The sequence below is a fragment of the Parasutterella excrementihominis YIT 11859 genome (assembly GCF_000205025.1).
GTDB lineage: Bacteria > Pseudomonadota > Gammaproteobacteria > Burkholderiales > Burkholderiaceae_F > Parasutterella > Parasutterella excrementihominis.
On sequence record NZ_GL883677.1, the window covers coordinates 42,950 to 68,588 of the forward strand.

Annotated in this window: 26 protein-coding genes and 1 pseudogene; 17 read left to right on the forward strand and 10 right to left on the reverse strand. The window is 52.2% G+C overall.

The features are described 5' to 3' along the window. The first annotated feature begins 2 nt into the window (after positions 1–2). From cybH to HMPREF9439_RS00975, 17 genes and pseudogenes are all read left to right on the forward strand, one after another. A complete protein-coding gene (gene cybH, locus HMPREF9439_RS00895) occupies positions 3–773 on the forward strand; it encodes a Ni/Fe-hydrogenase, b-type cytochrome subunit (protein WP_008810869.1) in 771 nt (256 codons plus the stop codon). A gap of 8 nt (positions 774–781) precedes the next feature. Further along, entirely contained in the window at positions 782–1,129 is a 348-nt protein-coding gene (locus tag HMPREF9439_RS00900; RefSeq protein WP_008810868.1) for a HigA family addiction module antitoxin, read from the forward strand. Between the two features lie 147 nt (positions 1,130–1,276). Further along, positions 1,277–1,918 (forward strand): HyaD/HybD family hydrogenase maturation endopeptidase, encoded by a 642-nt coding sequence (locus HMPREF9439_RS00905; protein WP_008863362.1) that lies wholly within the window; start codon positions 1,277–1,279, stop codon positions 1,916–1,918. Further along, complete coding sequence (locus HMPREF9439_RS00910; RefSeq protein WP_008863363.1) at positions 1,918–2,244, forward strand: HypC/HybG/HupF family hydrogenase formation chaperone; 327 nt, start codon at positions 1,918–1,920, stop codon at positions 2,242–2,244. The genes HMPREF9439_RS00905 and HMPREF9439_RS00910 overlap by 1 nt, the downstream gene beginning before the upstream one ends. Then, positions 2,244–2,690, forward strand: a complete 447-nt coding sequence (locus tag HMPREF9439_RS00915; protein ID WP_008863364.1) for a thioredoxin domain-containing protein — start codon at positions 2,244–2,246, stop codon at positions 2,688–2,690. The genes HMPREF9439_RS00910 and HMPREF9439_RS00915 overlap by 1 nt, the downstream gene beginning before the upstream one ends. A gap of 23 nt (positions 2,691–2,713) precedes the next feature. Next, positions 2,714–3,619, forward strand: coding sequence for a hydrogenase expression/formation protein (locus HMPREF9439_RS00920; RefSeq protein ID WP_008810864.1), 906 nt, complete (start codon positions 2,714–2,716; stop codon positions 3,617–3,619). After that, positions 3,619–3,879 carry a rubredoxin gene (locus tag HMPREF9439_RS00925; RefSeq protein WP_008810863.1) on the forward strand — a complete coding sequence of 87 codons (261 nt, stop codon included), beginning with the start codon at positions 3,619–3,621 and terminating at the stop codon, positions 3,877–3,879. Before HMPREF9439_RS00920 ends, HMPREF9439_RS00925 begins: the two co-directional genes overlap by 1 nt. Continuing rightward, entirely contained in the window at positions 3,836–4,435 is a 600-nt protein-coding gene (gene hybE / locus HMPREF9439_RS00930; protein WP_008810862.1) for a [NiFe]-hydrogenase assembly chaperone HybE, read from the forward strand. Before HMPREF9439_RS00925 ends, hybE begins: the two co-directional genes overlap by 44 nt. Further along, the gene (locus tag HMPREF9439_RS00935; RefSeq protein WP_008863365.1) at positions 4,432–5,526 is read left to right on the forward strand and encodes a hypothetical protein; all 1,095 of its coding nucleotides are present in this window, start codon (positions 4,432–4,434) and stop codon (positions 5,524–5,526) included. The genes hybE and HMPREF9439_RS00935 overlap by 4 nt, the downstream gene beginning before the upstream one ends. Next, entirely contained in the window at positions 5,519–5,866 is a 348-nt protein-coding gene (hypA, locus tag HMPREF9439_RS00940) for a hydrogenase maturation nickel metallochaperone HypA (RefSeq protein ID WP_008810860.1), read from the forward strand. The genes HMPREF9439_RS00935 and hypA overlap by 8 nt, the downstream gene beginning before the upstream one ends. Positions 5,867–5,887: 21 nt before the next feature. After that, on the forward strand, positions 5,888–6,070 hold the full coding sequence (locus tag HMPREF9439_RS13010; RefSeq protein WP_021867606.1) for a hypothetical protein: 183 nt from the start codon (positions 5,888–5,890) through the stop codon (positions 6,068–6,070). A gap of 88 nt (positions 6,071–6,158) precedes the next feature. Continuing rightward, a pseudogene (gene hypB / locus HMPREF9439_RS00950) lies at positions 6,159–6,815 on the forward strand (hydrogenase nickel incorporation protein HypB); the annotation flags it as partial. A gap of 3 nt (positions 6,816–6,818) precedes the next feature. Continuing rightward, entirely contained in the window at positions 6,819–9,125 is a 2,307-nt protein-coding gene (gene hypF, locus HMPREF9439_RS00955; protein WP_008863367.1) for a carbamoyltransferase HypF, read from the forward strand. A 5-nt stretch (positions 9,126–9,130) separates the two neighbouring features. After that, positions 9,131–9,364, forward strand: coding sequence for a HypC/HybG/HupF family hydrogenase formation chaperone (locus HMPREF9439_RS00960; protein ID WP_008810857.1), 234 nt, complete (start codon positions 9,131–9,133; stop codon positions 9,362–9,364). Further along, a complete protein-coding gene (hypD, locus tag HMPREF9439_RS00965) occupies positions 9,361–10,467 on the forward strand; it encodes a hydrogenase formation protein HypD (protein WP_008863368.1) in 1,107 nt (368 codons plus the stop codon). The genes HMPREF9439_RS00960 and hypD overlap by 4 nt, the downstream gene beginning before the upstream one ends. 19 nt (positions 10,468–10,486) lie before the next feature. Beyond that, on the forward strand, positions 10,487–11,536 hold the full coding sequence (hypE, locus tag HMPREF9439_RS00970; RefSeq protein ID WP_008810855.1) for a hydrogenase expression/formation protein HypE: 1,050 nt from the start codon (positions 10,487–10,489) through the stop codon (positions 11,534–11,536). Positions 11,537–11,618: 82 nt separating this feature from the next. Further along, positions 11,619–12,281, forward strand: a complete 663-nt coding sequence (locus HMPREF9439_RS00975; protein WP_008810854.1) for a response regulator — start codon at positions 11,619–11,621, stop codon at positions 12,279–12,281. A 78-nt stretch (positions 12,282–12,359) separates the two neighbouring features. Here HMPREF9439_RS00975 and HMPREF9439_RS00980 read toward each other — a convergent pair whose 3' ends face one another. The 10 genes from HMPREF9439_RS00980 to dnaE all read right to left on the reverse strand — a co-directional run bounded on the left by HMPREF9439_RS00980 (position 12,360) and on the right by dnaE (position 25,550). Beyond that, positions 12,360–12,692 (reverse strand): hypothetical protein, encoded by a 333-nt coding sequence (locus tag HMPREF9439_RS00980; RefSeq protein WP_008810853.1) that lies wholly within the window; start codon positions 12,690–12,692, stop codon positions 12,360–12,362. Next, the gene (locus tag HMPREF9439_RS00985; protein ID WP_008863369.1) at positions 12,655–13,212 is read right to left on the reverse strand and encodes a DUF805 domain-containing protein; all 558 of its coding nucleotides are present in this window, start codon (positions 13,210–13,212) and stop codon (positions 12,655–12,657) included. Before HMPREF9439_RS00985 ends, HMPREF9439_RS00980 begins: the two co-directional genes overlap by 38 nt. Positions 13,213–13,343: 131 nt before the next feature. Continuing rightward, a complete protein-coding gene (gene secF, locus HMPREF9439_RS00990) occupies positions 13,344–14,279 on the reverse strand; it encodes a protein translocase subunit SecF (RefSeq protein ID WP_008810851.1) in 936 nt (311 codons plus the stop codon). Positions 14,280–14,281: 2 nt separating this feature from the next. After that, complete coding sequence (gene secD / locus HMPREF9439_RS00995; RefSeq protein ID WP_008810850.1) at positions 14,282–16,180, reverse strand: protein translocase subunit SecD; 1,899 nt, start codon at positions 16,178–16,180, stop codon at positions 14,282–14,284. Between the two features lie 104 nt (positions 16,181–16,284). Next, positions 16,285–16,635: a preprotein translocase subunit YajC gene (gene yajC, locus HMPREF9439_RS01000; protein ID WP_008810849.1), complete on the reverse strand. Its 351-nt coding sequence runs from the start codon at positions 16,633–16,635 to the stop codon at positions 16,285–16,287. A 275-nt stretch (positions 16,636–16,910) separates the two neighbouring features. Next, entirely contained in the window at positions 16,911–18,044 is a 1,134-nt protein-coding gene (gene tgt / locus HMPREF9439_RS01005) for a tRNA guanosine(34) transglycosylase Tgt (RefSeq protein ID WP_008863370.1), read from the reverse strand. After that, on the reverse strand, positions 18,041–19,105 hold the full coding sequence (queA, locus tag HMPREF9439_RS01010) for a tRNA preQ1(34) S-adenosylmethionine ribosyltransferase-isomerase QueA (RefSeq protein WP_008863371.1): 1,065 nt from the start codon (positions 19,103–19,105) through the stop codon (positions 18,041–18,043). Before queA ends, tgt begins: the two co-directional genes overlap by 4 nt. 32 nt (positions 19,106–19,137) lie before the next feature. Continuing rightward, positions 19,138–19,713, reverse strand: a complete 576-nt coding sequence (gene greB, locus HMPREF9439_RS01015; protein WP_008810846.1) for a transcription elongation factor GreB — start codon at positions 19,711–19,713, stop codon at positions 19,138–19,140. A gap of 160 nt (positions 19,714–19,873) precedes the next feature. Beyond that, positions 19,874–21,910: an ATP-dependent zinc metalloprotease FtsH gene (gene ftsH, locus HMPREF9439_RS01020; protein ID WP_008863372.1), complete on the reverse strand. Its 2,037-nt coding sequence runs from the start codon at positions 21,908–21,910 to the stop codon at positions 19,874–19,876. A 193-nt stretch (positions 21,911–22,103) separates the two neighbouring features. After that, positions 22,104–25,550, reverse strand: a complete 3,447-nt coding sequence (dnaE, locus tag HMPREF9439_RS01025; RefSeq protein ID WP_008863373.1) for a DNA polymerase III subunit alpha — start codon at positions 25,548–25,550, stop codon at positions 22,104–22,106. Positions 25,551–25,639 lie beyond the last annotated feature (89 nt).

Consider the following 25,639-nt stretch of genomic DNA (forward strand, 5'->3'; position numbering starts at 1 on the left):
TTATGAAAATCTCGAAATGGGCATACAGCATTGAGGAAGGCCCGATTGAACCCGTGTACGTGTACGAAGCACCTGTACGCTTCTGGCACTGGGCTCAGTGCGCCGCATTCTTCATGCTGGTCATTACGGGTTTCCTGATTGGCTGGCCGCCGATTGCTAACTACGCCACCACTTGGGATACCTACTTCTTCGGGAATATCATCCTGCTGCACTTGGTTTGCGGCATGCTGTTCGCCGTTTTGATGCTCTATCGTATTTATTGGGCATTCGTCGGCAACAAGTATTCCCGTATGATCTTCATCCTTCCTTTCTGGGATATGGAATGGATTAAAGGTATTTTCGGCACCGCCCTCTATTACCTTTTCCTGAACAAACACCCGAAGGAATATGTGGGTCATAACCCTCTGGCTCAGACGGCCATGTGTCTCATGTACGTCCTCGGCTCCATCCTGATCATCCTGACCGGTTTAGGCCTCTACGCCGAACAGTGGGGATGGGATACAGGCTGGATGTCCTGGTTCGGCTGGGTTACAGCATGGCTCGGCGGTCCTCAGCCGGTGCGTACCTTCCATCATCTTCTGATGTACTACCTGCTCATCTTCCTCTGCGCTCACCTTTACATGAGCTTCCGTGAAGACATCATGGGCGGCGGCACACAGGTTTCTACGATGATCAACGGTATCCGCTTCTTCAAGGAACCGATCCGTCAGCCGGGTAACGAAGACATTCCGCCTTCTGACATCCCGAATGCTTCTTCTGCCAACAAAGCCTAGGCTTTCTCATGGCAAGATCTTCGGATCAAACTAACGGCCAAAACAGCGGAGGAATTCCTCCGCTGCGAGGCCGTATTTCACGTTCTTCCAGAAGTGCACCTCATCCGGGCGCATTTCTGGAATCGCGTTTTTTAGAGCCTCTCGGAATTTCACAAGCCGAACTTGCACAGGCTATCGGCGTCTCGCGGCGCCGCATCAACGAGCTCATCGTCGGAAAACGCTCGATTTCAACCGACACGGCGATTCGCTTATCCCGATACTTCCATACCGATCCAGAATTCTGGCTCTCTCTGCAAATGCGCTGGGACATTCATCAGGCGCTTGAGAATGAGAATGCAGAAGAGAAAATCAGCTAGATTTATTGGAGGAAAAGCGAAGAAACCCATCAAAAAAACCATTTTGGGCGGACAAATAATCCGTTTTCTCCGTAGTTTTACTTAAATTTTGTAACTATACTAGTGGCATATTAAGAACCTGTAACCATAACGGTGGCAATTCTAGATATGCAAAACCTCAAAGATATTCCGTGTCTGATCCTGGGGATCGGAAACATCCTCTGGGCAGACGAAGGCTTCGGAGTCAGAGTCGTTGAAGCTTTCAACGACAAGTACGCCTTTACCGATCCGAATAACGTTATTGCAGACGGCGGCACACTCGGTATGTATCTCTACGACAGAATCTGCCGAGCAGAAAAACTCCTGATTTTTGACTGCTGCGACTTCAAAGGCAAACCCGGCGAACTCCGTGTCCTTCGCAACGACGATGTCAAACTTTGGACTGCTACCAAGATATCTCCGCATCAGACCGGCATGAATGACCTCCTGGTCGCAGCGGCGGTTCGAGGCGCTATACCGAACGATATTGCTGTCGTCGGCTTCCAGCCGGTTCTCCTGGACGACTACGGCGGCTCCTTATCTGCAGAAGCAAAAGGAAAAGTCGATGAGGCAGTTCGCGACGGCTATGAGATCGTCCGCGGATGGAACGTCGGACTTCGTGTTCGTTCCGAAGACGAAATGGCTCCGGCGCTGATGGATGCGCCCTGCTTAAATATTGATCAATACGAAAGCGGACGTCCCTCGGCAGAAGAAGCCTGCAGAGACGGCGATATCCGTTTTGCGCGCTTTGTCGCAAAGGCAGACAAATAATGTGTATCGGAATTCCAATGAAGGTTGAGTCTCTGCCCTATCCCGGCAGAGCTGTCTGCTCCGGCCGCGGCCAAACCGAAAACCTCGACGTCCTGATGCTCGGAGACGTCCAAATCGGCGAATGGGTTCTGGCTTGGAACGGAATGGGAACGAAAATAATTACAGAAGAACGGGCTCGTCAGGTCGATGCAGCGCTCGATGCACTGGAAGCAGCCATGAACGGTCAGACACCTGACGTCGAAGATGCATTCGCAGATATCGTCGCCAATACCGGCAAGTTGCCTCCGCACCTCCAAGCCCAACTCGATAAAAAGGAGAAGCACTGATGGAACTGATGGGCACTTCCCCGAAGATTGACCTCTACAGCCATCCTTTGTTTTTAAGAATGGTCAACGAACATGGTTTTGAAAGCTGCGACAAGGATATCTTCCCGCAGTTTCTGCAGAAACCGGGCCTTTCGATGGTTGTTTTTATTGAAGACCCGAACCGCATGAAAGAAACCATGGACGCACTCGTGATTGCGCCGGAATTGGCAAAAAGCTGCGGCTTGATCGAACACAAAGCAGTGGTCGGACCTCCTAACGCCAGAAAACTTGCCGTAACTTACGGCTTCAAACGCTGGCCTGCTTTGGTCTTTTTCCGCGACGGCAAATATTTAGGTGCGGTTGACGGACTGCGCCTTTGGGCGGATTTAGTTCGTGAAGCTGACGAAATCATGCACAGCGAACCGCACTATCCGCCCTCCGTTGGCATCCCTGTTCGTTCCATCTAACTAAACCTATAAAGACTTCAATCATGATCACCAAACCGATTTCGATTCCTATCAACCTGCTCGGCCCGGGCTCCCAGCCGGAGCGCTCTGTTGCCAACACGATCGGCGTACCCGACATTGTGGACACCTTCCGTCAGCCGTACACGCCCGAAGTCGCCAACAAAGCTACCGCGGAGAAGTGCCGTCAGTTCTTCATCGACCTTTATGAAGAAATGCGCCTTTGGAATATGGACAGCGGAGATGCCGGTCCTGCCTTTGCGATGAACGGCTATGACAAAGATACCCTGGCACTTATTAATCAGATGCTCGGCGAAGGCGAAGTGGCCATTCGTATTTCCATCCCGAACGAAACCTTCGACGAAATCCGTATTCAGGAATCGATATTCGTGGGTGTTTGGCGCGTGTGCTACTACCGTGACGGTCAGCAGATTGCCGACCAGCTGGAAGTCAGCGCCATTCCTTCCTGCGTAGCCGAAGCTGCTTACGTAACAAGCCAGCCGGATTTGCATCCGGTTGAATTCGGACCGGAAGCCATGAACAGCCCGGCCATTATCGCCGAACTGAAAGAAGCGCTTAAAGCATGGGAACCGGGTGCCCCGGCTTTCACGATCAACCTCTCGCATCTTCCGATGTCTGCAGAAGACCATAAAGTGATCGAAGCGGCTGTCGGTGCCGGCGCCGTTCAAATGATGTCCCGCGGTTTCGGCAACTGCCGTATCTCTTCGACCGACGTTCGTCACGTCTGGAAAGTTCAGTATTTGAACAACGCTCCGGCCCGTCTGATGATCCTGAACACCCTCGTTGTCGCAGGTCTTCCTGAAGAAGCCGTTGCAGCTTCCGAGGACTTGGCCGATTCTGCCGTTCGCATCAAAGAATTGATCGAATGGGTCACGAAGAGCTGGGAACTTTCTCCTGTGGAAGTCAAATAATGCCCGGATTTGAAGGTACTTTTTTAGGCGACAGCTCCAAGCTGCATCCGGATACGCGCTTGGAGTGCAAAGTCTGCCATTACATCTACGATCCTGCTAAAGGCGACGTAGATCAGAACATTGAACCCGGCACTCCTTTCTCGGAACTGCCCGAGTATTGGAATTGTCCGGTTTGCGGCTGCGAACGCGACCTTTTTATGGTTGTGCCCGAAGACTATGATCAAAACCAACGCTCCGACGACTCAGAATCCTCAAAGTGAAGAGCCGTGGGCGCCGAATCCGGCACAGCGGCTTGAAAGAGGCTTCAACAGAATCTGGCAGACCCGAATGCAGGGCCTGCCGATGCTGCACCCGCGCGTCCATGTGCAGGCGGTCGGTTTCCATAAGTGGAAATACTTCTGGCTCGGAATCATTGTCACGCCTTGGTGCATGAACGTGATTTTGGCTAAAGGACAGCCTTCTAAATGGAAGTCGATTCCGGAAGGACGCCGTCTGCACTATCCGTTCCCGGCCGGAATATATGACTTCATCAGCGTAAAAGACAGAATCCTGGGCGAATATCAGATGTGCTCGCTCATGTCACCGCTCGAAGAAGTTGTTTCCGACCACGACATGGCTGTTGAAATCGCTAAGGCTGCTTTGGAAGAACTCATGAAGCCCGAACAGGAGCCCGAACTCGGAGAACCGATTCCAGCGATCCAGCCTGAAGTCGACCCGGAAACCATCGAAAAAGCGGTCGAGACCGCCATCAACCGTCCGATCTCGCGTCGTTCGTTCTTAAGACCAAAAGCAACCCAAGAGGAACAAGAATCATGAGTTATCTCGGTGCGATTCGTTTTGTTCTCACAACTGACGGCTGCTCCGTCTCGGATGTCAGTATTGAGCCGGCCAAGGAGCTCCGAATTGAAAAACTGCTCTGCGGCAAGCGCGTGGAAGATGCCTTAGCACTCCTGCCGCCGCTCTTTGCGCTTTGCCCGGATTCTCAGACCGCCGCTGCCGCAGTGGCCTGTGACGTGGCCCAAAACAGCGTGCCCTCACAAGAAGTTCTGGTTAAAGCACGTTTTGCCAACCATTTGGAACTCATTAACGAGGGCGTGCGTTTCTTTGCGCTCCAGTGTGCCGGCGAAGATTACCGAGCCGCCAAAATTAAAAGCGTGATCCGAGTCCGTGAGCTCGTGAGCGAACTGCGCGAAATGCCTTATGAAGATCAAACCAAGCGAAACAAACTCTGGAGCGAGCTCAGAGGCGAGGTTTCCTACCTGCTGCTGGACGGCTTCTCCGAGAGCTGGGAGCAAGACCTTTTTAACGGCACCATTACACCGAGCAAAGACAGCCTGACCGCTTTCTTTGACAAGATTTCTTCGCACCGCAGCCGCGGCTACACTTCCGGACCTCTGTTGGATAAGCCGACCGCTTTTATCCTTCAGGCTTTAAAAGAAAGAGGATGCTGGAAGAACGGCTCCCTAGAGAGTGATGTTCGCTCTCTGACAGGCCCCGTTGCCCGCATGAGGAAGAACCCGACGGTTGCCGGGCTGCTCATGTCAGACGGCAATACCAACTACACGCGTTTTGTGGCGCGGTTCATTGAGGTACTCAGCGCTGCAGACTTAATCCGCATGCCTTTAGAAACGATTGCCGCTATGGAGCTAGGCAAAGGAAACGCCGTCTCTCTCGTTCAGAACTCCCGCGGAATTCTCCTTCATGCTGCCAAAATCATCGACGGCGTCATCGAGAACTACCGCATTCTGACCCCGACGGAAATCAATGTTGTGGATTCCGAATGGTTTAAGAAAACGCTGCTGAATCTCAAAGCAAAAGACGCCGAAGAGCTGAAGAAGCTGGCTGAGCTGACGATTTTGTCGTTTGATCCCTGCACCCAGATGGATGTGGAGCTGAAAAATGCATGAGATGTCGTTGGCCCAAAGCATTGTTGAGATCGTAGAAAACACCGCTCAGCAAAACCAGGCTTCTTCGGTGGTGGCGGTCAAACTGATCATCGGCGAATTGGCCGGCGTAGAAATGCATGCCCTCATGCAAGGTCTCAAAATCGCCTCGCAGGGAACGGTTATGCAGGAAGCAAAGATTGAAATTGAGCGCCCGGGGGGAACAGCCTGGTGTCTTAAGTGTCAGAAAACTGTTCCGATTCATCGCCGCGGGGAGCCGTGTCCCGTGTGCGGCAGCTATCAGCTGAGTGTCAACGGCGGCGATGATTTCCGAGTCAGTGAACTGGAACTCGGAGATTCCTAGTTTTTATTTAAGGAGTGAATTATGTGTGTTACATGCGGTTGCGGCGGAAAGAAAGCCACGGTTGAAGAACTCGACCAAACGAAGACTCATGAACATCCTCATGCCGAAGACGGCCACGTTCATCGTGACAGCGACCAGCATCGCCATCATCATGACGCCGGCCATCATGAACACGGCAGTGCCGGTGCTCATAAGCACGAATAATTATTGATATTCCGACGGGAGCTCGTGTACAGCTCGAGCTCCGGTCTTTTCTTCGACCAAGGAAAAAAGAATGGAAAAAATCAACGATCGTTTGGTCCAGTTGGAAATTGACGTTTTAAGCGCCAACGACAAGAAGGCGGCCCAAAACCGCGAGAAATTTATTGCCGAAGGCATCTTGGCATTAAACCTTGTTTCCAGTCCCGGAAGCGGTAAGACCACACTGCTCTGCAATACGATCAATAAGATCAAAGATCAGTACAAACTTGCTGTGATCGAAGGAGATCAACAAACCCTCAACGACGCCGAACGCATTCGCGCGACCGGCTGCCGTGCTATCCAGATCAACACCGGCGAAGGTTGCCATCTTGACGCCGACATGATCGAAGAGGCTTGTCAAAAGATTAAGCCTGAGCCCAATTCCATCCTCTTTATCGAAAACGTCGGCAACCTTGTTTGCCCGGCTGCTTTCGATTTAGGAGAAGACTGTAAGGTTGTCGTGCTTTCTGTTACCGAAGGCGAGGACAAACCGATCAAATATCCGGATATGTTTGCCGCAAGCTCTCTGATGCTGATCAACAAAGTTGACCTGCTCCCATATGTGGACTTCAGCGTTGAAAAATGCAAAGAGTACGCCCGCAGAGTCAATCCGAACATTGAATTTATTGAAGTATCCGCCACCAAAGGCACCGGCATGGACGCTTGGTGCGAGTGGCTCGGCAAACGTTTTGCCGCTGTTTCGAAATAATTTATGAGCAGCTCGATTCGTGCAGAAAAATTAAGGATTAAAGGAACCGTCCAGGGGGTCGGTTTCCGTCCTTTTGTATTTGTTCTGGCCAAAAATGAGGGACTGACCGGCACCGTTCTTAATGACGGACGCGGTGTCGAAGCCGTACTCGAGGGTTCCTCTGAAGCTTTAGAACGTTTCCGCACTCGGTTGCTGAAAGAGCTGCCCCCGCTCGCCTCCATCGAATCGGTTGAAGCTGAAGATATTCCTGTCGAAGGACGTCAGGACTTCGTGATTCTGGAAAGCCGATCTAATTCAGTCAGCACGGTTATCCCGGCCGATGCCGCCGTCTGTGAAGCGTGCCTCAAGGAACTCACCGACAAAAACAATCGTCGGTATCGTTATCCTTTTATCAACTGCACGCACTGCGGTCCGCGCTATACCATCACGGCGCATCTTCCCTATGACCGTCCTCAGACGAGCATGAAAGCATTCCCGATGTGCCCGGACTGTCTGCAGGAATATAAAAATCCCCTTGATCGTCGTTTTCACGCACAGCCCAACGCCTGCGACGTCTGCGGCCCGCATCTCGAACTGAAGGATAAAAAAGGCAATCTTGTTCTTTGTGAGGACGAAATTGCGGAGCTGCTCAGACAGATTCAAGACGGCAAAATTGCCGCCGTAAAGGGGCTCGGCGGCTTTCATTTGGTTTGTGATGCAGGAAATGCTGCTGCGGTCTCTGAGCTGCGTCAGCGCAAGCACCGCCCGTTCAAGCCGTTCGCGGTCATGGCCTTAAACGACCTTTCCGCCTCTCGCTTTGTCCGCATCTCGGAGAAAGCCTCAAAAGAACTCCATTCACCACAAGCACCGATCGTCCTTTGCCCTAAAACAGAAGACGCCGATCGCCTCCTCCCGGGCATCGCACCTGAACTTAATCGTATCGGTGTCATGATGCCCTACACGCCGATCCATTGGCTTCTTTTCTTCGAAGCCATGGGGCGTCCTGAAGATCCGGACTGGTACAAAAAAGAATGCGATCTAGTCCTCGTTATGACGAGTGCAAATGCCGGCGGCGAGCCGCTCGTTATCGGCAATGATGAAGCCGTACAAAAACTCGACGGAATTGCCGATCTCTTTTTAACGCACAATCGAGACATCCTGATTCGCTGTGATGACTCGGTGATGCAGCAAAGAGAAAAAGACGTTCAGCTCATCCGGCGTGCCCGCGGATTTACGCCTGTAGCCGTCCGCCTGCCTTACGGCGGTTCTTCGGTCATTGCTACCGGACCGTGGCTGAAGAATACGGCTTGTTTAACCAAAGACGATCACGCCTTTTTAACGCAGCACATCGGAGACACGGATCGCGTCAGCAACTGCCGAACCTTAGCGCGAGCCGTTGAGCATCTCTCGGAAATTTTTGAGATCACGCCGAAATACATTGCGTGCGACCTGCATCCGGATTTCTTTTCCACATCGCTCGCCGAAGAGCTCGCAGACAAATACGACGCAGAGTTAATTCCAGTCCAGCATCATCACGCGCATATTGCCGCCGTCATGGCTGAGCACGGACTCTCGGAGCCGGTCTTAGGGCTGGCGCTCGACGGGGTCGGCTTAGGTACCGACAACAAACCTTGGGGCGGCGAACTCTTAAAAGTGACACCTGAGAGTTTTGAACGTCTGAACAGCATCGCTCCGATCACGATGCCCGGCGCCGATAAATGCGCCCGCGAAGGCTGGCGAATGGCAGCTAAGATTTTTGCCGAGGACGGCAAAGCCGAAGCGTTGGAAAAACTCGCTCAAGAGGTCAGCAAACCCAGCCTTCACCTCATTACCGCTCAAGCCAACGCTCCTGAGACCACAAGTTTAGGACGTCTCTTTGATGCAGCAGCTTCTATGTTCGGCATCTGCCACGTCTCAAGTTACGAAGGAGAAGCCCCGGTTCGCCTGCAAGCGGCCTCCGAAGGACGTCAGGGACAAAATCGAACAGATCTTGTTGAAGTCATCGACGGACATCCGAATTTTGTCCCGCTTCTTCTGGCACTTTCCGAATACACAGATATACAGCAAGCAGCAGCGGATTTCCAAGAAACACTGGCTCAGGTATTGGCAAAAGAGGTCATCCGCGCCTCTGAAAGAGAAAACATTCAGAAAGTTTGCCTCTCAGGCGGCTGCTGTTTAAATTCATTATTAACGCAGCGGCTCCGCGAGCTACTGGAACGGCACGAATTACAAGTTTATGAGGGACTCAAAGTTCCTCCGAATGACGGAGGCGTATCACTCGGCCAAGCATGGGTCGTTCTCATGCGTCTTCACAGTACAGCTAAAGAGTAAGAATCATGTGTTTAGCAATTCCCGTACAAATTAAAGAAATCATCGACGAGAACACTGCCGTCGCAGAAATCTCGGGACTGAAGAAAACCATCTCAACTGCCCTCTTGGAAGACGTCAAGGTCGGCGACTATGTCATTTTGCATGTCGGATACGCCCTCCAGAAGATCGATCCTGAAGAGGCTCAAAAGACACTGGCTCTTTTTGCTTCTGAGGCCTCTGCGACAGGAGAACCGGCATGAAGTACATCACCGAGTACCGTGACAAAGAGCTCGCCAAAAAGCTCGTTGCCGATATCGCCAAAGAAGCCCGTCCCGATAGAAATTACCGGCTTATGGAGTTCTGCGGCGGCCATACGCATGTCATCAGTCGATACGGCTTGGAAGGCATTTTGCCTAAGAACGTCCGCATGATTCACGGTCCCGGCTGCCCGGTCTGCGTCATGCCGATCGGCCGTATTGATTCGGCCATTGAACTTGCCTTGGAACACGGCGTCATCCTCTGCACCTACGCAGACACCATGCGCGTTCCGGCTTCCAAGGGACTTTCGCTGATGAAAGCAAAAGCTCAGGGCGGCGACATACGCATGATTTACTCGGCAGCCGACTGTTTGGACATCGCTCGCGCCAATCCGGATAGAAACGTCGTTTTCTTTGCCATCGGTTTTGAGACCACCACGCCGGCGACCGCCGTGGTTTTAAAGCAAGCCAAAGCGGAAGGCTTAAAGAACTTCTTTGTGTTTTGCAATCATGTTCTGACGCCGCCGGCCATGCGCCACATTCTGAAGAACCAGGAAAAAGTCCAAATTGAAGGTTTTGTCGGACCGGCTCATGTTTCTACGATCATCGGCAGCGAGCCTTATGAAACGTTCGCCAAAGACTATTCCAAGCCGGTTGTTATCGCTGGTTTCGAGCCTTTGGATATGCTTCAGTCTATTCTGATGCTGATCCGCCAAATCAACCGCGGCGAAGCCAAAGTCGAAAACGAATTTACACGCGCCGTTCGCCCCGAAGGCAATATGAAGGCCATTCGAATGATGGAAGAAGTTTTTGCGCTTCGCGACAGCTTTGAGTGGCGAGGGCTCGGCTCCGTTCCTAAATCTGCGTTAAAACTGTCCGACGCATACAGCGACTTCGACGCTGAAAAGCATTTCAACTTGGTTTACCGCAGTGTGCCCGACAACAAGGCCTGCGAATGCGGCGCCATCCTGCGCGGCGAAAAACAGCCGTCTGACTGTCGTGCATTCGGAACGGTGTGCACACCGGAAAGCCCTATCGGCTCCTGCATGGTATCCAGCGAAGGCGCCTGCGCCGCTTACTTCACTTACGGCAGACACAAGAGATAAGAATTCCGGAGAATAAATAATGTCTGAAGAAAAGAAACACTATCAACGTCCTCTGAATTTCAAGACCGGAAAAGTCGAAATGAACTTCGGTGCCGGCGGCAAAGCCAGTGCTCAGCTCATTGCCGACCTCTTCGCTAAAAACTTCTCCAACGAGTTCCTTGATCAAGGCGATGACGGCGCCAGACTTCCTCAGCCTAAAGGCGAACTTGTTATGGCCACTGACTCGCATGTCGTAAGCCCTATTTTCTTTGCGGGAGGCGATATCGGAGGCCTCTCCATTCACGGTACGGTTAACGACGTAGCCGTTTGCGGTGCTACGCCTCTCTACATTTCCTGCGGCTTTATTTTGGAAGAAGGCTTCCCCTTGAGTGACCTCAAACGCATCGTGGAGAGTATGGCCGCTGCCGCTAAAGAAGCCGGCGTCAAAATCGTGACCGGCGACACCAAGGTCGTCGAACGCGGCAAAGCCGACGGCATTTACATCAACACCTGCGGCGTAGGCGTCCTGCCTGAAGGCGTTCGTCTCTCGGGCGCCAACTGCCGTCCGGGCGATGTCATCGCGATCTCCGGTGATATCGGAGACCATGGCGTAGCCGTCATGAGCCAGCGCGTGAACTTAGGGTTTGAAACCGGTGTCGTGAGCGACTCCGCAAGCCTGAACCGTCTGACCGAAAAACTCGTGGCAGAAATTCCGTCCCTTCGCTGCATGCGCGATCCGACACGAGGCGGACTCGGAACCACGCTGAATGAAATCGCTAAGCAGTCTTCCGTTGGCATGGTTCTTGAAGAGGACAAGATCCCGGTTAAAGAATCCGTAGAAGCCGCCTGCGAATTTTTAGGTCTCGACCCGCTCTACGTCGCCAATGAGGGTAAGGTCATTGCCATCTGCGCACCTGAAGAGGCAGAAAAGATGCTTCAAATCATGAGAGACGATCCTCTTGGCAAGAATGCTCAGATCATCGGCCGCTGCATCGAAGATGAAAATCACTTCGTCCAAATGGAAACAGGATTCGGCGGCGTCCGCATGGTGGACTGGCTGACAGGCGAACAACTCCCTCGAATTTGTTAAACTCTGAATAAGCACGGCTTTCGTGATACTTTGGGTTGAGTCGTGCGCTCCAAATAATTGAAAAATAGGTAAGGAGACTCAGTTGGTTAAACCGCAGACGATCTTATTGGTGGACGATCACTCGCTTATTACGACGGCCATGTCTGCTCTTTTGCAAAGCATGTATCCGGACGTGCAGATTCACGTCGGAGCGACGGCAAAAGAGGCTGTTGAGTTGGCTGAAAAATACGGCGACTCCGCTGATCTGATGATTCTTGACCTCGGCCTGCCTGACTCTCAAGGCACCGATCTCTTAGTACGACTTTTACAAAATTATCCGGCGCTCAAAATTCTGGTCCTCTCCGGCAACTGTGATCCGGACAGCATCCTCAAAGCACTCTCCGCAGGTGCCGCCGGCTACGTACCGAAGACACTTGACGCCAACCTGCTTAAGAGCACGATCAATTTCGTTCTCGAGGGCGGTGTCTACATTCCCTCGAAGATTCTCTCTCAGCAGCAGTCGATGGGAATGAGCCCTCAGCAGCCGGTTGTCAATCCCTCTTCAAAGGTTCACTTGACTACTCGTCAGTGTCAGGTATTGAAGCTTTTGAGCCAGGGCGATTCCATCAAGACGATTTGCCGCAAGATGGATCTTTCCGAGGGTACGATTAAAACCCATGTTACGGCCCTTTATCGCGCTTTTGACGCACGAAACCGTACGGAAGCACTCATTGCTGCCCGACGCAACGGCTTTAACGTAGATTAGTTTTTAGAGCCTCTACTAACGCAAAACCTCTGATACCGAGTTCGGTTCAGAGGTTTTCTTATGCGCTTTAAGTGAAGATTACTTGGCAGCGGCCTCTTTAACTTTAGCTTCTTTAGCCTTGCCTTCATCAGCAGCTTTTTCTTCAGCCTTAGCTTCTTTGCCGCCTTCTTTGTATTCGGCTGCTTGGGCCTTGGCGTTCTCTTTAGCTTCCTGAGCCAAGATCAGCTTCTCTTTCTTAGCTTTCAGATCGGCAGCTGCAACATCAAGTTTTGCAGTCAGGTTGGCCAGGAACTTCTCAGCCATTTCGATGTGTTCGATCTTACGGGCCTTTTTGGCTTTCTTCAGATCAGCGACAACGGCGAGAATGCGTTTTTCAATCTTTTTGGCCTGTTTGGCGGATGTCTTTTTCATTTTGTGTCTCCTTGCTGTTAGGTACTTTCTCTTGTTCAATAATTTCTTTCTGCTCTTTTTCGAACAATTCTTCGCGTCTTTTTACTGCCGGTTCAAAAGGCATCGGAGGCGGCGTCAAATACTCAATGCCGTCAATTAACGGAGGCACTGTTTTCGCTCGCAGATTCTTCGAAGGCAGACGCTCGGTCGTTCCGTACTTGTTCGGCTGTGCCGGATCAGGAGCCCAGCACATGACAAAAAAGCAAATCGGAGGAACTATAGCAGGAAAAACCCACCAACCCGAATATCCGCAGTCATGTAATCGGCGAATAAACAATAGAACGGAAGGAATTGATGTTAAAGCCGCATAAATCGGCAGGACGATCGGAAAACCGGTGAAAAGCAAATCAATGCCTGCCGCCAGCGCAAGAAAGATGCATTGAAAAAATACGAAGCTCCACACTTCGACTCTTCCTGCGCGTCCGTGGAAATCCTCCACATGGCTGACGGAAAAAATAAACCAACGAAATGCAATCTTCATTCAACAAATCCCCTTAAGACTTCCATCTTAGGAGGATGACGAATTATTCGGCTGTTTGATTACCCGATTAGGTCTATCCAAAAAGCAAGGGGGCCGAAGCCCCCTCTCTTTAGAACAATATCCGAACGGAATTACGGAACCATATCGGAGATTTCGTCTTTGCGAACCTTCTTCACCAAGTCCTCGCGTTTGACTCCTAAGTACAAGGCAATCGCAGCGGACACGAACACAGAAGAATAAACGCCCAGCAAAATACCGATGGTCAGAGCCAGCGCGAAGTAATGCAGAGCCGGACCGCCGAAGAAGAACATCGACAGCGTAACCATCAAGGTCGAGCTGTGAGTGATCACCGTACGGGAAATGGTCTGCGTAATCGCGGTATCGACGATTTCCACCGGCGTGCCTTTACGGATCTTACGGAAGCATTCACGACAGCGGTCGAAAATAATCACGGACTCGTTGACCGAGTAACCCAAAACCGCAAGAACGGCCGCCAGGACCGGCAGAGAAAATTCCCACTGGAACAGCGAGAAGACACCGAGCACCAGGAAAACGTCGTGCATATTCGCGATAATGGCCGCAACAGCGAACTTCCATTCGAAACGGAAGGCCAAGTAAATCATGATACCGACGATCACCAGGAGCAGAGCCGTCAGACCGTCGGTAGCGAGTTCTTCACCGACCTGCGGTCCCACGAATTCCGTGCGGCGCAGCTGAGCTTCCGGAGCTTTCTCATGAATGACTTTCATGACTTCTTCGCTCATCTGAGCAGAAGTCTTGTTGCCTTTCAGAGGAAGCCGGATCTGAGCGTCGCGGGCTGTACCGAAGTTCACGACCTGGACTTCACCGCCCGTGGCTTTTTCCAAGTCCACGCGCAGCTCCTGCACCGGAACGGCATCCGGGTAGTTGACTTCCATCACCAAACCGCCGGTGAACTCAATGGAGAAAGCCAAACCGCGAACGACCAAGAGCCCAATCGCAATAAAGAAAGAAATAAACGAAATCGCGTTCAGTATCTTGGAATACTTCATGAACGGAATCGTTTTGTGGATTCTAAATAGTTCCATGGTTAAGCTCCTTTCGCCGTTGACTTGTCGGCGTCAGGACGCCAAATTTGACCGATAGAAAGCGAAGTGAGTTTCTTGCGGCGCCCGTACCAGAGGTTGACGAGTGCGCGGGACACCATCACGGACGTGAAGATAGAGGTCAAGATACCTAAGCAGTGAACCACCGCGAAGCCTCTGACCGGGCCGGAACCGAAAATCAACAGCGCGATACCGGCGATCAAGCTCGTAATGTTGGAGTCCAAAATCGTGTTGAACGCCATATCGTAGCCCTCTTTGATCGCCTGCTGCGGCGTACGGTTTTCACGCAGCTCTTCACGAATACGTTCGTTAATCAGCACGTTCGCGTCCACAGCCATACCGAGTGTCAGCGCCATAGCAGCAATACCCGGCAGGGTCAGTGTTGCCTGCAGCATCGAGAGGATGGCAACCAGCAGGAACAGGTTGCAGGTCAAAGCGATCGCAGAGAACACACCGAAGAGGTGGTAGTAGATGACCATGAACACGGAAACTGCGATGAAGCCCCACAGCGTGGATTCGAAACCGGCTTTAATGTTTGCGGCACCCAAGCTCGGACCGACCAGACGTTCTTCAATGATTTCCATCGGAGCGGCCAAGGAACCGGCACGAAGCAGCAAGGCGGTGTCCGTGGCTTCAACCGTAGTCATACGGCCGGAAATTTGAACGCGTCCGCCGCCGATTTCCTGACGGATTACGGGAGCCGTCACGACTTCGCCCTTACCCTTTTCAAACAGGATAATGGCCATGCGTTTGCCGACGTTTTCACGAGTGACGTCTTTGAAAATACGTGCGCCCTTAGCATCCAGCGTCAGGTTAACCGTCGGCTCGTGCGTCTGGTTGTCAAAGCCCGGCTGAGCGTCATTGAGGTTGTCACCGGTCAGGACGACCTGACGTTTAACCAGAATGTCGCGGCCTTCACGGTCTTTAAAGCGCTCGGTACCGAAAGGAACCGTGCCCTGAGAAAGCTGGGCCAGCGCTTCGGGACTGTCGTCGACCATACGCACTTCAAGCGTTGCGGTACGACCTAAGATGTCCTTGGCTTTAGCCGTGTCCTGAACACCCGGGAGCTGAACCACAATACGGTCTGCACCCTGCTGAGCGATCACAGGTTCGGCCACGCCGAGTTCGTTGATTCGGTTATGCAGAGTCGCCACGTTCTGCTTCAAAGCGTAGGACTGAACGTCGCTCATCGCTTTCTGAGACATCGTAGCGCGAATCATGAACTTGCCGTTCTGATCTTCTTTCGCAAAGGTGAGATCGGTCTGACGGTTACGGAGAACATCCATAGCCGCTTCAAGATCCTGCTCATTGCGGAAAGAGATTTCAAGTGTGTCGCCGACACGGACAATACCGGCATGACGGATCTTATGGTCACGAAGCAGTGTTCTGACTTCGCCGGTCGCAGCTTCAATGCGTTTTGTCACGGCCGCCTTCATGTCAACGGCGAGCAGGAAGTGCACACCGCCGCGAAGGTCAAGACCGAGATACATCGGAAGCGCGTTGATCTTAAGCAGCCAAGTCGGAGTATTCGGAACGAGGTTAAGCGCGACGATATAAGAAGGATCGGCAGGGTCCGGATTCAGTGCTTTTTCAAGCACGTCGCGGGAGCGAAGCTGAAGTTCGCCGTCTGTCGGAGCAAAACGTACGCGAACCGAGTTCTGCTGAGCGCCCTGCTCAAAGAAAACGCCGTTGGGTTTGATTTGAGCGGCGGCAAGTGCGTCTTCAACCGTCTTTAACGTCTGTTCGGTTACTTTAACCGTTGCCTTACCCGGGCTGACCTGAACGGCCGGAGACTCACCGTAGAAATTGGGGAGCGTATATACCGCTGCGACGATCAAAATCACCGCAATCAATATATATTTCCAAAGAGGGTATCGATTCATAACTATCGTTGTGCCGGCTTACGCCGGCACATAAAGGTAGGTACAACACAAACGACCGTCTCAAAAAGCGGGAACGGTCGTCCTATCAAGCTATCACTTGAAAATTAGAACTTGACCGTGCCTTTGGGGAGAACAGCCTGAATTGCAACGCGCTGGAAAGTGATGACAACGGGTTTGTCGTCAACAGCAGCAATCTGAAGGTTGATGTAGTTCTCATCGGCAGCAACAATCTTGCCGCAGATACCGCCGGCAGTGATCACTTCATTTCCGGTGGTAAGAGAATCGATCATCTTCTTGTGTTCTTTCTGACGTTTCTGCTGAGGACGGATCAAAAGGAACCAGAAAACGGCAAAAATGAGGATCATTACGCCGAAAGACGAGAACATGCTTTCAAGTCCGCCGGGCTGCGCAGCAGCGCCGGAGGCTGCCTGTGCATATGCTTCAGAAATAAACAATTTAAAACTCCAACTGTGAGATATGGGTTCACTGAGGGCAGTGAAAATTTTTCGACGTCCAGTGCTAAGGTCTCTTAAGAATTTCTTCTGTAAATCCGAGTCCTGTCACGGTTCCCTTTGCCTCTCAAAAGAATGCAAAGGGCAATCCGGGCGCGCCCCGCCCTTTTCAAACTTTGTATTCTACTTTCTTTCGCTTAAGTTGAGCTTGCAGAAATCGGGCAATCTTATAAAAAACTCAGTAAATTCACGGAGTTCGTGGAAATTGCCCGAAGTTATTAGTCTGTTCCGCGGGCTCTGTCTTCTGCGAACTTCTTGCACCAGGCTTCGAAATTGCCCTGATCCAAGGCCTCTCGAATTTCCTTCATGAGATTCAAGTAGTAGTGCAGATTGTGAATCGTGTTCAGTCTGGCGCCGAGAATCTCATTGACCTTCTGCAGATGGTGCAGGTAGGCGCGGGAGAAGTTGCGACAGCAGTAGCAGTCGCAACTCTCGTCGAGCGGACGGAGGTCATGCTTATGTTTAGCGTTTCTAAGCTTTATATCACCGTAACGAGTGAAGAGCCAGCCGTTTCTTGCGTTACGGGTGGGCATCACGCAGTCAAACATATCGATACCGCGCTTGACGCCTTCCACCAAGTCTTCCGGCGTACCGACGCCCATCAGGTAGCGCGGTTTATCTTCAGGCATACGAGTCTTGAGATGATCAAGAATCTTCATCATCTCTTCTTTCGGTTCGCCGACGGAGAGACCGCCGATCGCGTAGCCGTCAAAGCCGATGGCTTTAAGACCTTCGAGAGATTCGTCGCGCAGGTGCTCGAACATGCCGCCCTGGACGATACCGAACAGTGCGTTCGGATTCTGCAGACGATCGAATTCATCGCGGGAGCGGCGAGCCCAACGCAGAGAAAGGCGCATGGAGTCCGCAGCTTCTTTTTCCGTGGCGGGGCGGCCGTCGATCTCATACGGTGTACATTCGTCGAAAATCATCGCGATATCGGAGTTCAGCACCTTCTGGATTTCCATCGAAACTTCAGGCGTCAGGAAGAGCCGCTCACCGTTGATCGGAGAAGCAAAACGCACGCCTTCTTCGGTAATTTTGCGCAGTTTGCCCAGAGAGAAGACCTGGAAGCCGCCGGAGTCCGTCAGAATCGGTTTCTCCCATCCCATAAAGCCGTGAAGACCGCCGTGCTCGGCGATGACTTCCAGACCGGGTCTGAGCCAAAGATGGAACGTATTGCCGAGCAGAATCTGTGTTCCGATTTCGTTGAGCTCAAGCGGGCTCATTGCTTTGACTGTACCGTAGGTGCCGACCGGCATAAACACTGGCGTCTGAACAACGCCGTGGTTCAGATGGATTTCAGCGCGGCGCGCAAATCCTTCAGTTTTGTGGAGTTTGAATGTAAGACTCATTGGTTTACCTTTTGCTCAAGGAAGCACGCATCTCCATAGCTGAAGAAACGATATTTTTCATCGACGGCATGTTTGTAGGCCGCCAGGATTTCATCTCGTCCGCACAGGGCGCTCACCAGCATGACCAAGGTGGACTTGGGCAGATGGAAGTTCGTCACCATTGCATCGCAGACTTTGAATTCATAGCCGGGTTTAATAAAGAGGCGCGTATCGGCGCTTTCTGCCCTGACCTTGCCTTCCGGATTTTGGGAGGCGCTCGCCTCGACGGTTCTCAAGCTCGTGGTACCCACGCAGACAACACGGCGTCCTTCGGCCTTGGCCTTGTTAATCTTTTCGGCTGCTTCCGGAGAGATGCTGTACCACTCGGAATGCATGACGTGCTCGGAGAGGTTTTCAACACGCACGGGCTGGAAAGTACCGGCGCCGACATGCAGCGTCACGAAAACTTCTTCACAGCCTTTATCGCGAATCTGCTGAAGCAGTTCATCCGTGAAGTGGAGCCCTGCCGTCGGTGCGGCAACGGCACCGGGATACTTGGCATAGACCGTCTGATAACGGCTTTCGTCGGATTTTTCAGCGGCATGCTGAATATAGGGCGGCAGCGGAACTTTGCCGTATTCATCTAACACTTCCAGAACCGGATGATCAAATTTGAGACGGAAAAATTCGCCTTCGCGGCCGAGCACTTCGGCTCTTGCCGGCTCTTTTCCTTCCGGATGATCGAAATACAGGATCGTTCCCGGTTTTGCCGCTTTACTGGCACGCATCATCGAAATGGCTTCATAGGTTCCGGTGACGCGTTCGGTCATTGCTTCGAAGACACCGCCGGTTTCTTTCTTACCGTTCAAGCGGGCCTTAATGACCTTCGTGTTGTTAAAGACAAGAAGATCGCCAGGCTTGAGCAAATTCAGAATGTCTCTGAAATGCAGGTCTTCTACGGAGCCGTCGGGTTTGACGTGCAGAAGACGCGAGGCCGCACGATCTTTCAGCGGATACTGCGCGATCAAAGATTCGGGCAGTTCAAAATCAAAATCTGATAAGTGTTGTTCTTTCGTTTCCATGGCTTGACCGGCCAATTGCAAAAAGTGAAAAGTTAAATAATGTGGGGTTTCCCGGGAGGATCGTTGACGTAAGTCACTTCCAAAATCTCAAGTTTCTTTACGCCTTTCGGTGTCGGCAGAAGCACGGTGTCTCCCTCAAAATGTTTGAGGAAAACTCGCGCGATCGGAGAGATCCAGGAAACATCTCCTACCGAGGCATCAGCCTCGTCGATCCCGACAATACGAATCTTGGATTCATCGCCCTGCTCATTGGCATAAACGATGGTGGCGCCGAAGAAGATCTGATCTGTCGGCGGTCTTTTATCGATATCGATGACCTCGCTCGCCTCGATTCGCTTATTCAGGAAGCGGATGCGGCGGTCGATTTCACGCAGACGCTGTTTGCCGTACTGGTAGTCGGCGTTTTCGCTGCGATCGCCGTTGGAAGCCGCCCAAGCAACGACATTCACGACGTTCGGGCGCTCGACTAAAACCAGGTTCTTGCGCTCATCAAGAAGCCGGTTGTAGCAGGCGCGCGTCATATAGTTCTTTGTCCCGTGAATCTCGGGAATTTTGACTTCTTCTTCGTCGTCTTCGTCGATATCTTTGAATTCAAGATCTTCGTTCATTTTTAAAGCTCGATGAACAGATGAAATGATTTAAATCCCGCGTCTGAACCAAACAGCTTTTACGAAGTTTTTACTGCGTTTCTTCGATGAGCTGTCACTGTCCTTCCGCACTAAAAATAGAGAGACCGCGGAAGCGGCCTCTTCTATTGCAATCGTTATTTTAGGCTTTAGGACGATCGTCGGAATCCTTCGGCTTATCTTCCGGTTTCACTTCCTCGGAAGGAGCTTCAGCCAGTTTAGCGTTCGCTTCAGGTTCAGGCGACTCGGTCTGCGGAGCCTGCTCCGTCTTCTTTTCTGCCGGAGCTGCCTGAGCGGTCTGTTCTCCTTCAGCCGGCTGAGCCGCTTCTTCGTTCTTTCTGCGAACCTTGCTCAGCTGCTTGGGAGGACGCGGATCCTTACCGTTCATGATGTCGTCGATCTGCTCGGCGTCAATGGTTTCCCATTCGAGCAGAGCGTGCGCCATCTTGTGCATTTCTTCCTGATGAGACTCGATGAGCTTACGGGCAATTGCGTACTGTTCGTCAATAATGCGGCGAACTTCTGCATCGACCTTTTCCATCGTGCTCTCGGAGATATGCTTGGACTGAGTCACGGAGCGGCCGAGGAACACTTCGTTCTCGTTTTCACCGTAAACCATCGGGCCCATCACATCGCTCATGCCGTAGCGGACGACCATGTCGCGAGCCATCTGAGTGGCGCGTTCAAAGTCATTAGACGCACCCGTTGTCATTTGATGCATGAAAACTTCTTCGGCAATACGTCCGCCGAACAGGATGGCGATACGAGAGAGCAGATACTGCTTGTCATAAGAGTAATGGTCTTCGGCAGGCAGCTGCATCGTCAGACCCAACGCACGTCCGCGAGGAATAATCGTGACTTTGTGTACGGGGTCGCTCTTCGGCATCAGACGTGCAACCAGAGCATGGCCGGATTCGTGGTAAGCCGTGTTGCGTTTTTCGTCTTCGGACATGACCATGGCTTTGCGCTCAGCGCCCATCATGATCTTGTCTTTAGCGCGTTCGAAGTCTTCCATGGCAACCACACGGCCGTTGCGGCGAGCGGCAAACAAGGCCGCTTCGTTCACGAGGTTAGCCAGATCGGCACCGGAGAAGCCGGGCGTACCGCGAGCGAGGACAGACTCGTCCACGTCGGCGCCGACCGGAATCTTGCGCATGTGAACTTTCAGAATCTGTTCACGGCCGCGAATATCGGGCAGCGGAACCACGACCTGACGGTCAAAGCGGCCCGGACGCAGCAATGCGGGGTCAAGAACGTCAGGGCGGTTCGTGGCAGCGATCACGATGACGCTGCTGTTGGTGTCGAAACCGTCCATCTCGACGAGCATTTGGTTCAAAGTCTGTTCGCGTTCGTCATTGCCTCCGCCGAGACCGGCGCCGCGCTGACGGCCAACCGCATCAATTTCGTCGATGAAGATGATGCAGGGAGAATTCTTCTTAGCGTTCTCGAACATGTCGCGAACACGAGCGGCACCGACACCGACGAACATTTCAACGAAGTCGGAACCGGAAATTGTGAAGAAGGGAACTTTAGCTTCGCCGGCAATGGCTTTGGCCAAAAGTGTTTTACCGGTACCCGGAGAGCCGACGAGCAGCACGCCGCGGGGAATACGACCACCTAAGCGCTGATAACGGCTCGGATCCTTGAGGTAATCCACGATTTCGGTCACTTCTTCTTTGGCTTCATCGCAGCCGGCGACGTCGGCAAAAGTGACATTGTTATTCGAGCTGTCGAGCATTCTGGCTTTAGATTTGCCGAAGCTGAAAGCACCGCCCTTTCCGCCGCCCTGCATTTGACGCATGAAGAAAATCCACACGCCGATGAGGATGAGCATCGGGAACCAAGAAATAAAGATGGAAGCTAAGAAGCTCTGTTCTTCATCAGGCTGACCGTAGACCTGAACGCCGGCCTTACGGAGGTCTTCAACCATCCAAAGGTCTCCAGGAGCTGTGATCTTATAGGCAGCTCCTTCCGTCGGAGTGACGGTAAGCGTACGACCCTGAACATCGACGCGTTTAATTTTGCCTTCCTTGGCTTGGTCCATAAATTGCGTATAGCTCGTGGACGGTTCATTAGCCACCATCTTCTTGGCGCCGTCAAACTGCTTAAATACAGTAAACAGCACTAAGGCAATCACGATCCATACGGCAACTTTGGCGAATAAATTATTTTTGTTCAAAATTTCACCTCAAATGCACGGCCTATAGGGCCGTCGGTTGTCGATTTATAAGGGCGAAACCCGCCCTGGTTATCAAACAATACCAAAAACCGAGTAACAAAAAAGGCCTTTCTTACCTTTTCTTGCGATTTCTATAAATTATGAATAATACTTAGCCTAAAAACCTAATTTTTTCTCAGTTCGGGAGCTGAAGTTACAAGCCGTAAGCCACTTCAACCTGCCGAATAGAGGGCGAATCCTCTAAATCTCGGACCAATGTCCAATCGGCGGCTGCTTTATACGGACAGGTAAGACGAACACGGAAACTGCGGTCGTCCGAGAATTCGAAGTCCACGCGAATCGCTTCTTCGGGATGCGTCATCTGGACGTCCAAAATCAGGCGCTCGAGCTCCTTCGGATCAGCTTCTTCCGCCGGCCGAATGACAATATGCGCTCTCTGGCGATGGCGCAGTTCGTAAAGCGGATAGAAGGCTCCGGGACTTGCCCAGGTCTTTCCGCTCTTCTTACTGTGAGACTTTTTAAGTTCCACGACCACAATCTCGCCTTTGGGAATCTCTTTGATTCGGACTCTTTCCTGTTCGAAGTACTGGTTCTTAACGCTGTAGTCCACCGGACCGTCGGGCGTCGCCAAATGCAACGTAACGAACGGAGAACCGTCCTTGCCGCGGCGCTGTTCGCAGCCGAGATACATACCGGCAACGAGGTATTCCCCCGGATTCTCAGATTCGGTACCTGCCACAAGAGCTCCGAAATTACGCTTGAGTTCCGACTGATAGGCTTCCAGCGGATGACCCGAGAAATAGAAGCCGAGAACATACTGCTCTTTTTCCATCCGAGTGCGGTCACTCCAAGGCGCAACTTCCTTGATCGGTACTTCGTTAGACGGTTCTTCTCCGAAGAGGCTGAACTGGTCAGCCGCCTTTTCGTTTTCCTGAGCAGACTGAACTACCACGTCAGCATTTTCAAACCACTTGCGGCGATTGGGCTCAATGGAATCAAAGACGCCTGCCATTGCAAAGACCTGGATAATCTTCTTCGTGATGAGCTGAGAGCCCACCCGTTTGACGAGATCGAACGGGTCTTTGAACGGACCATTTTGTTCTCTTTCGGCCTTGATAGCTTCTGCAGGTGCTGAACCCACACCCTTTAGGGCGCCTAAGCCCATACGAATTTCCATCGTCTTGGGACTGGTATAGTTAAATTCGCTCTCGTTGATATCCGGCCCGAGAAGTTTGACACTATGGCGTTTAGCATCCATCAAAATCTTCAGAGACTTCTCCGGATCGGTCATCACTTCACTCAAAGAGGAAGCCAGGAATTCTGCCGGGTAGTAATTCTTCAGCCAGCCGGTTTTATAGGCAACATAAGAGTATGCAGCAGCGTGGGATTTGTTAAAGCCGTAGCCTGCGAACTTACGCATTAACTCGAATAAGTGAGCGGCCACTTCCTCAGAAACGCCGTTCTTTGCCGCACCTTCGATGAACACTTTGCTCTGGCGTTCCATTTCGGCGACGTCTTTCTTACCCATGGCGCGTCGAAGAATGTCAGCGCCGCCGAGTGAGTAGCCGCCGATCTTCTGCGCCACCAGCATCACCTGTTCCTGATACACCATAATGCCGGCCGTATCTTCCAGAATCGGAATCAAACGGGGATCCGCATATTCGGCTTTCTTGCGTCCGGCACGAATATCCAGGAAGTCCGGAATCAGGTCCATCGGGCCCGGACGATACAAGGCGTTCAAAGCGATCAAGTCGGAAAGCTGAGTCGGTTTCGCATCAATCAGAAGCTTGTGCATACCCGGAGATTCAAACTGGAACACGGCAACCGTATCTCCGGTCTGGAAAATCTTCTTGTACGTGTCCTCATCATCACACTCCATGTGCTCGATGTCCGGACGAACGCCGATGTTCTTTTCGATGTAGTCGAGCGCACGTTCAATAATCGTGAGCGTTGTCAGACCAAGGAAGTCGAACTTCACCAGACCTACGGCTTCCACGTCCTTTTTGTCATACATACTGATGACGTTTTCCGGCAGCATGCCTGCTGCGTAGAGCGGACAGAAATCAATCAGTTTGCCCGGTGCAATCAGCACGCCGCCTGCGTGAATGCCCAAGCTTCGGGTGGTGCCTTCCAATTTCAAGGCGTACTCAATGAGTTTGCGGGCCTGAGGATTGTTGCGAACTTCAGCGCGGAACTGCGGCTCTTCGCTGAGCGCTTCTTCAAGGGTCGTGTTGTGACCGGGGCGCGTCGGAATCATGCGGGAAAGGCGATCGGCCTCGGAATACGACATATCGAGAACACGGCCGACATCTTTAATGACGCCCTTGGCACCCATCGTACCGAAGGTCGCAATCTGGCTCACGGACTCTTCGCCGTACTTGGATTTCACGTACTCAATCACGCGTCCGCGGTTGTTCTGGCAGAAGTCCACGTCAAAGTCAGGCATGGACACACGTTCCGGATTCAGAAAGCGTTCGAACAGCAAGTCGTACGCAAGCGGATCCAAGTCGGTAATACCCAAGCTGTAAGCCACCAAGGAACCGGCACCCGAACCGCGGCCCGGACCCACAGGACAGCCGTGGGTCTTGGCCCAGTTAATAAAGTCTTGCACGATGAGGAAGTAACCCGGGAAGTCCATGTCCTGAATGATCTTGATCTCACGCTCCAGGCGTTCCTTGTAGCGCGGGAACGCTGCTTCGCGTTTTTTCTCATCCGGATATAAGACTTTCAGGCGGCGGTCTAGACCCTCGCGCGCGAGCTGTGCCATGTAGTCTTTGAGAGACATACCGTCGGGCGTCGGGAAAATCGGCAGCTGCGGTTTCCCGAGTTTGATCGTGACATTGCAGCGTTTTGCAATTTCAACGCTGTTTTCAATCGCAGAAGGAATGTCTTTGAAGAGCTCGCACATTTCTTCTTTCGTACGGAAATACTGCTGAGGCGTGTAAATACGAGGACGAGCCTTATTTGCCAGCGTGAAGCCGTCGGCAATCGCCACGCGAGCTTCATGGAATTCAAAATCTTCCGGGTTCTCAAACTGAATCGGCTGAGTAGCAACAACCGGCAGCCCGAGTTTCTTGGCGAGCTTGACGGATTCGGCGATGAGCATTTCGTCATTCGGGCGCCCCACTCTCTGCAGCTCCATAAAAAAGTGCGGGAATTTCTGGGACAATCTGCGGGCTTCCTGTTCGGCAGCCGATGAACTTCCGTTCAGGATAGCCTTACCGATCGCCCCGGTATTGAAGCCGGAGAGCACAATCAAGCCATCGGCCATTTCCGGCGTAATCCAGTCGAGGTCGACTTCGCCTCTGTCTTTATATTGATTGGTGAGCCACGCACGACTCAGCAGGTCGCAAAGCGTCAGGTACCCCTGATGATTTCTCGCTAAAAATAAGAGGCGCAGATAATCATCACGGTTGTAGTGATTCGTAATCGAGCAGTCCGCGCCGAGAATCGGCTTGATACCGGCGGCTGATGCGGCTTTATAGAAAATGACATCACCGAACATCGCCGTGGCGTCTGTAATCGCCAGCGCCTTCATCCCGGAGGCAATCGCCTTATGTACTACTTTCTTCGGGTTGAGCATACCGTCTTTGATTGAGAACTCGGTATGCATACGAAGATGGACGAAATCTTGAGTCATATTTTCCAAAATAAAAAGATGCTGTTTTAAAACGGAGCTCGAAGCGTGCAGGAAAGTTTAGCGCAGCTGCCAAACATCCTCGATCCGTT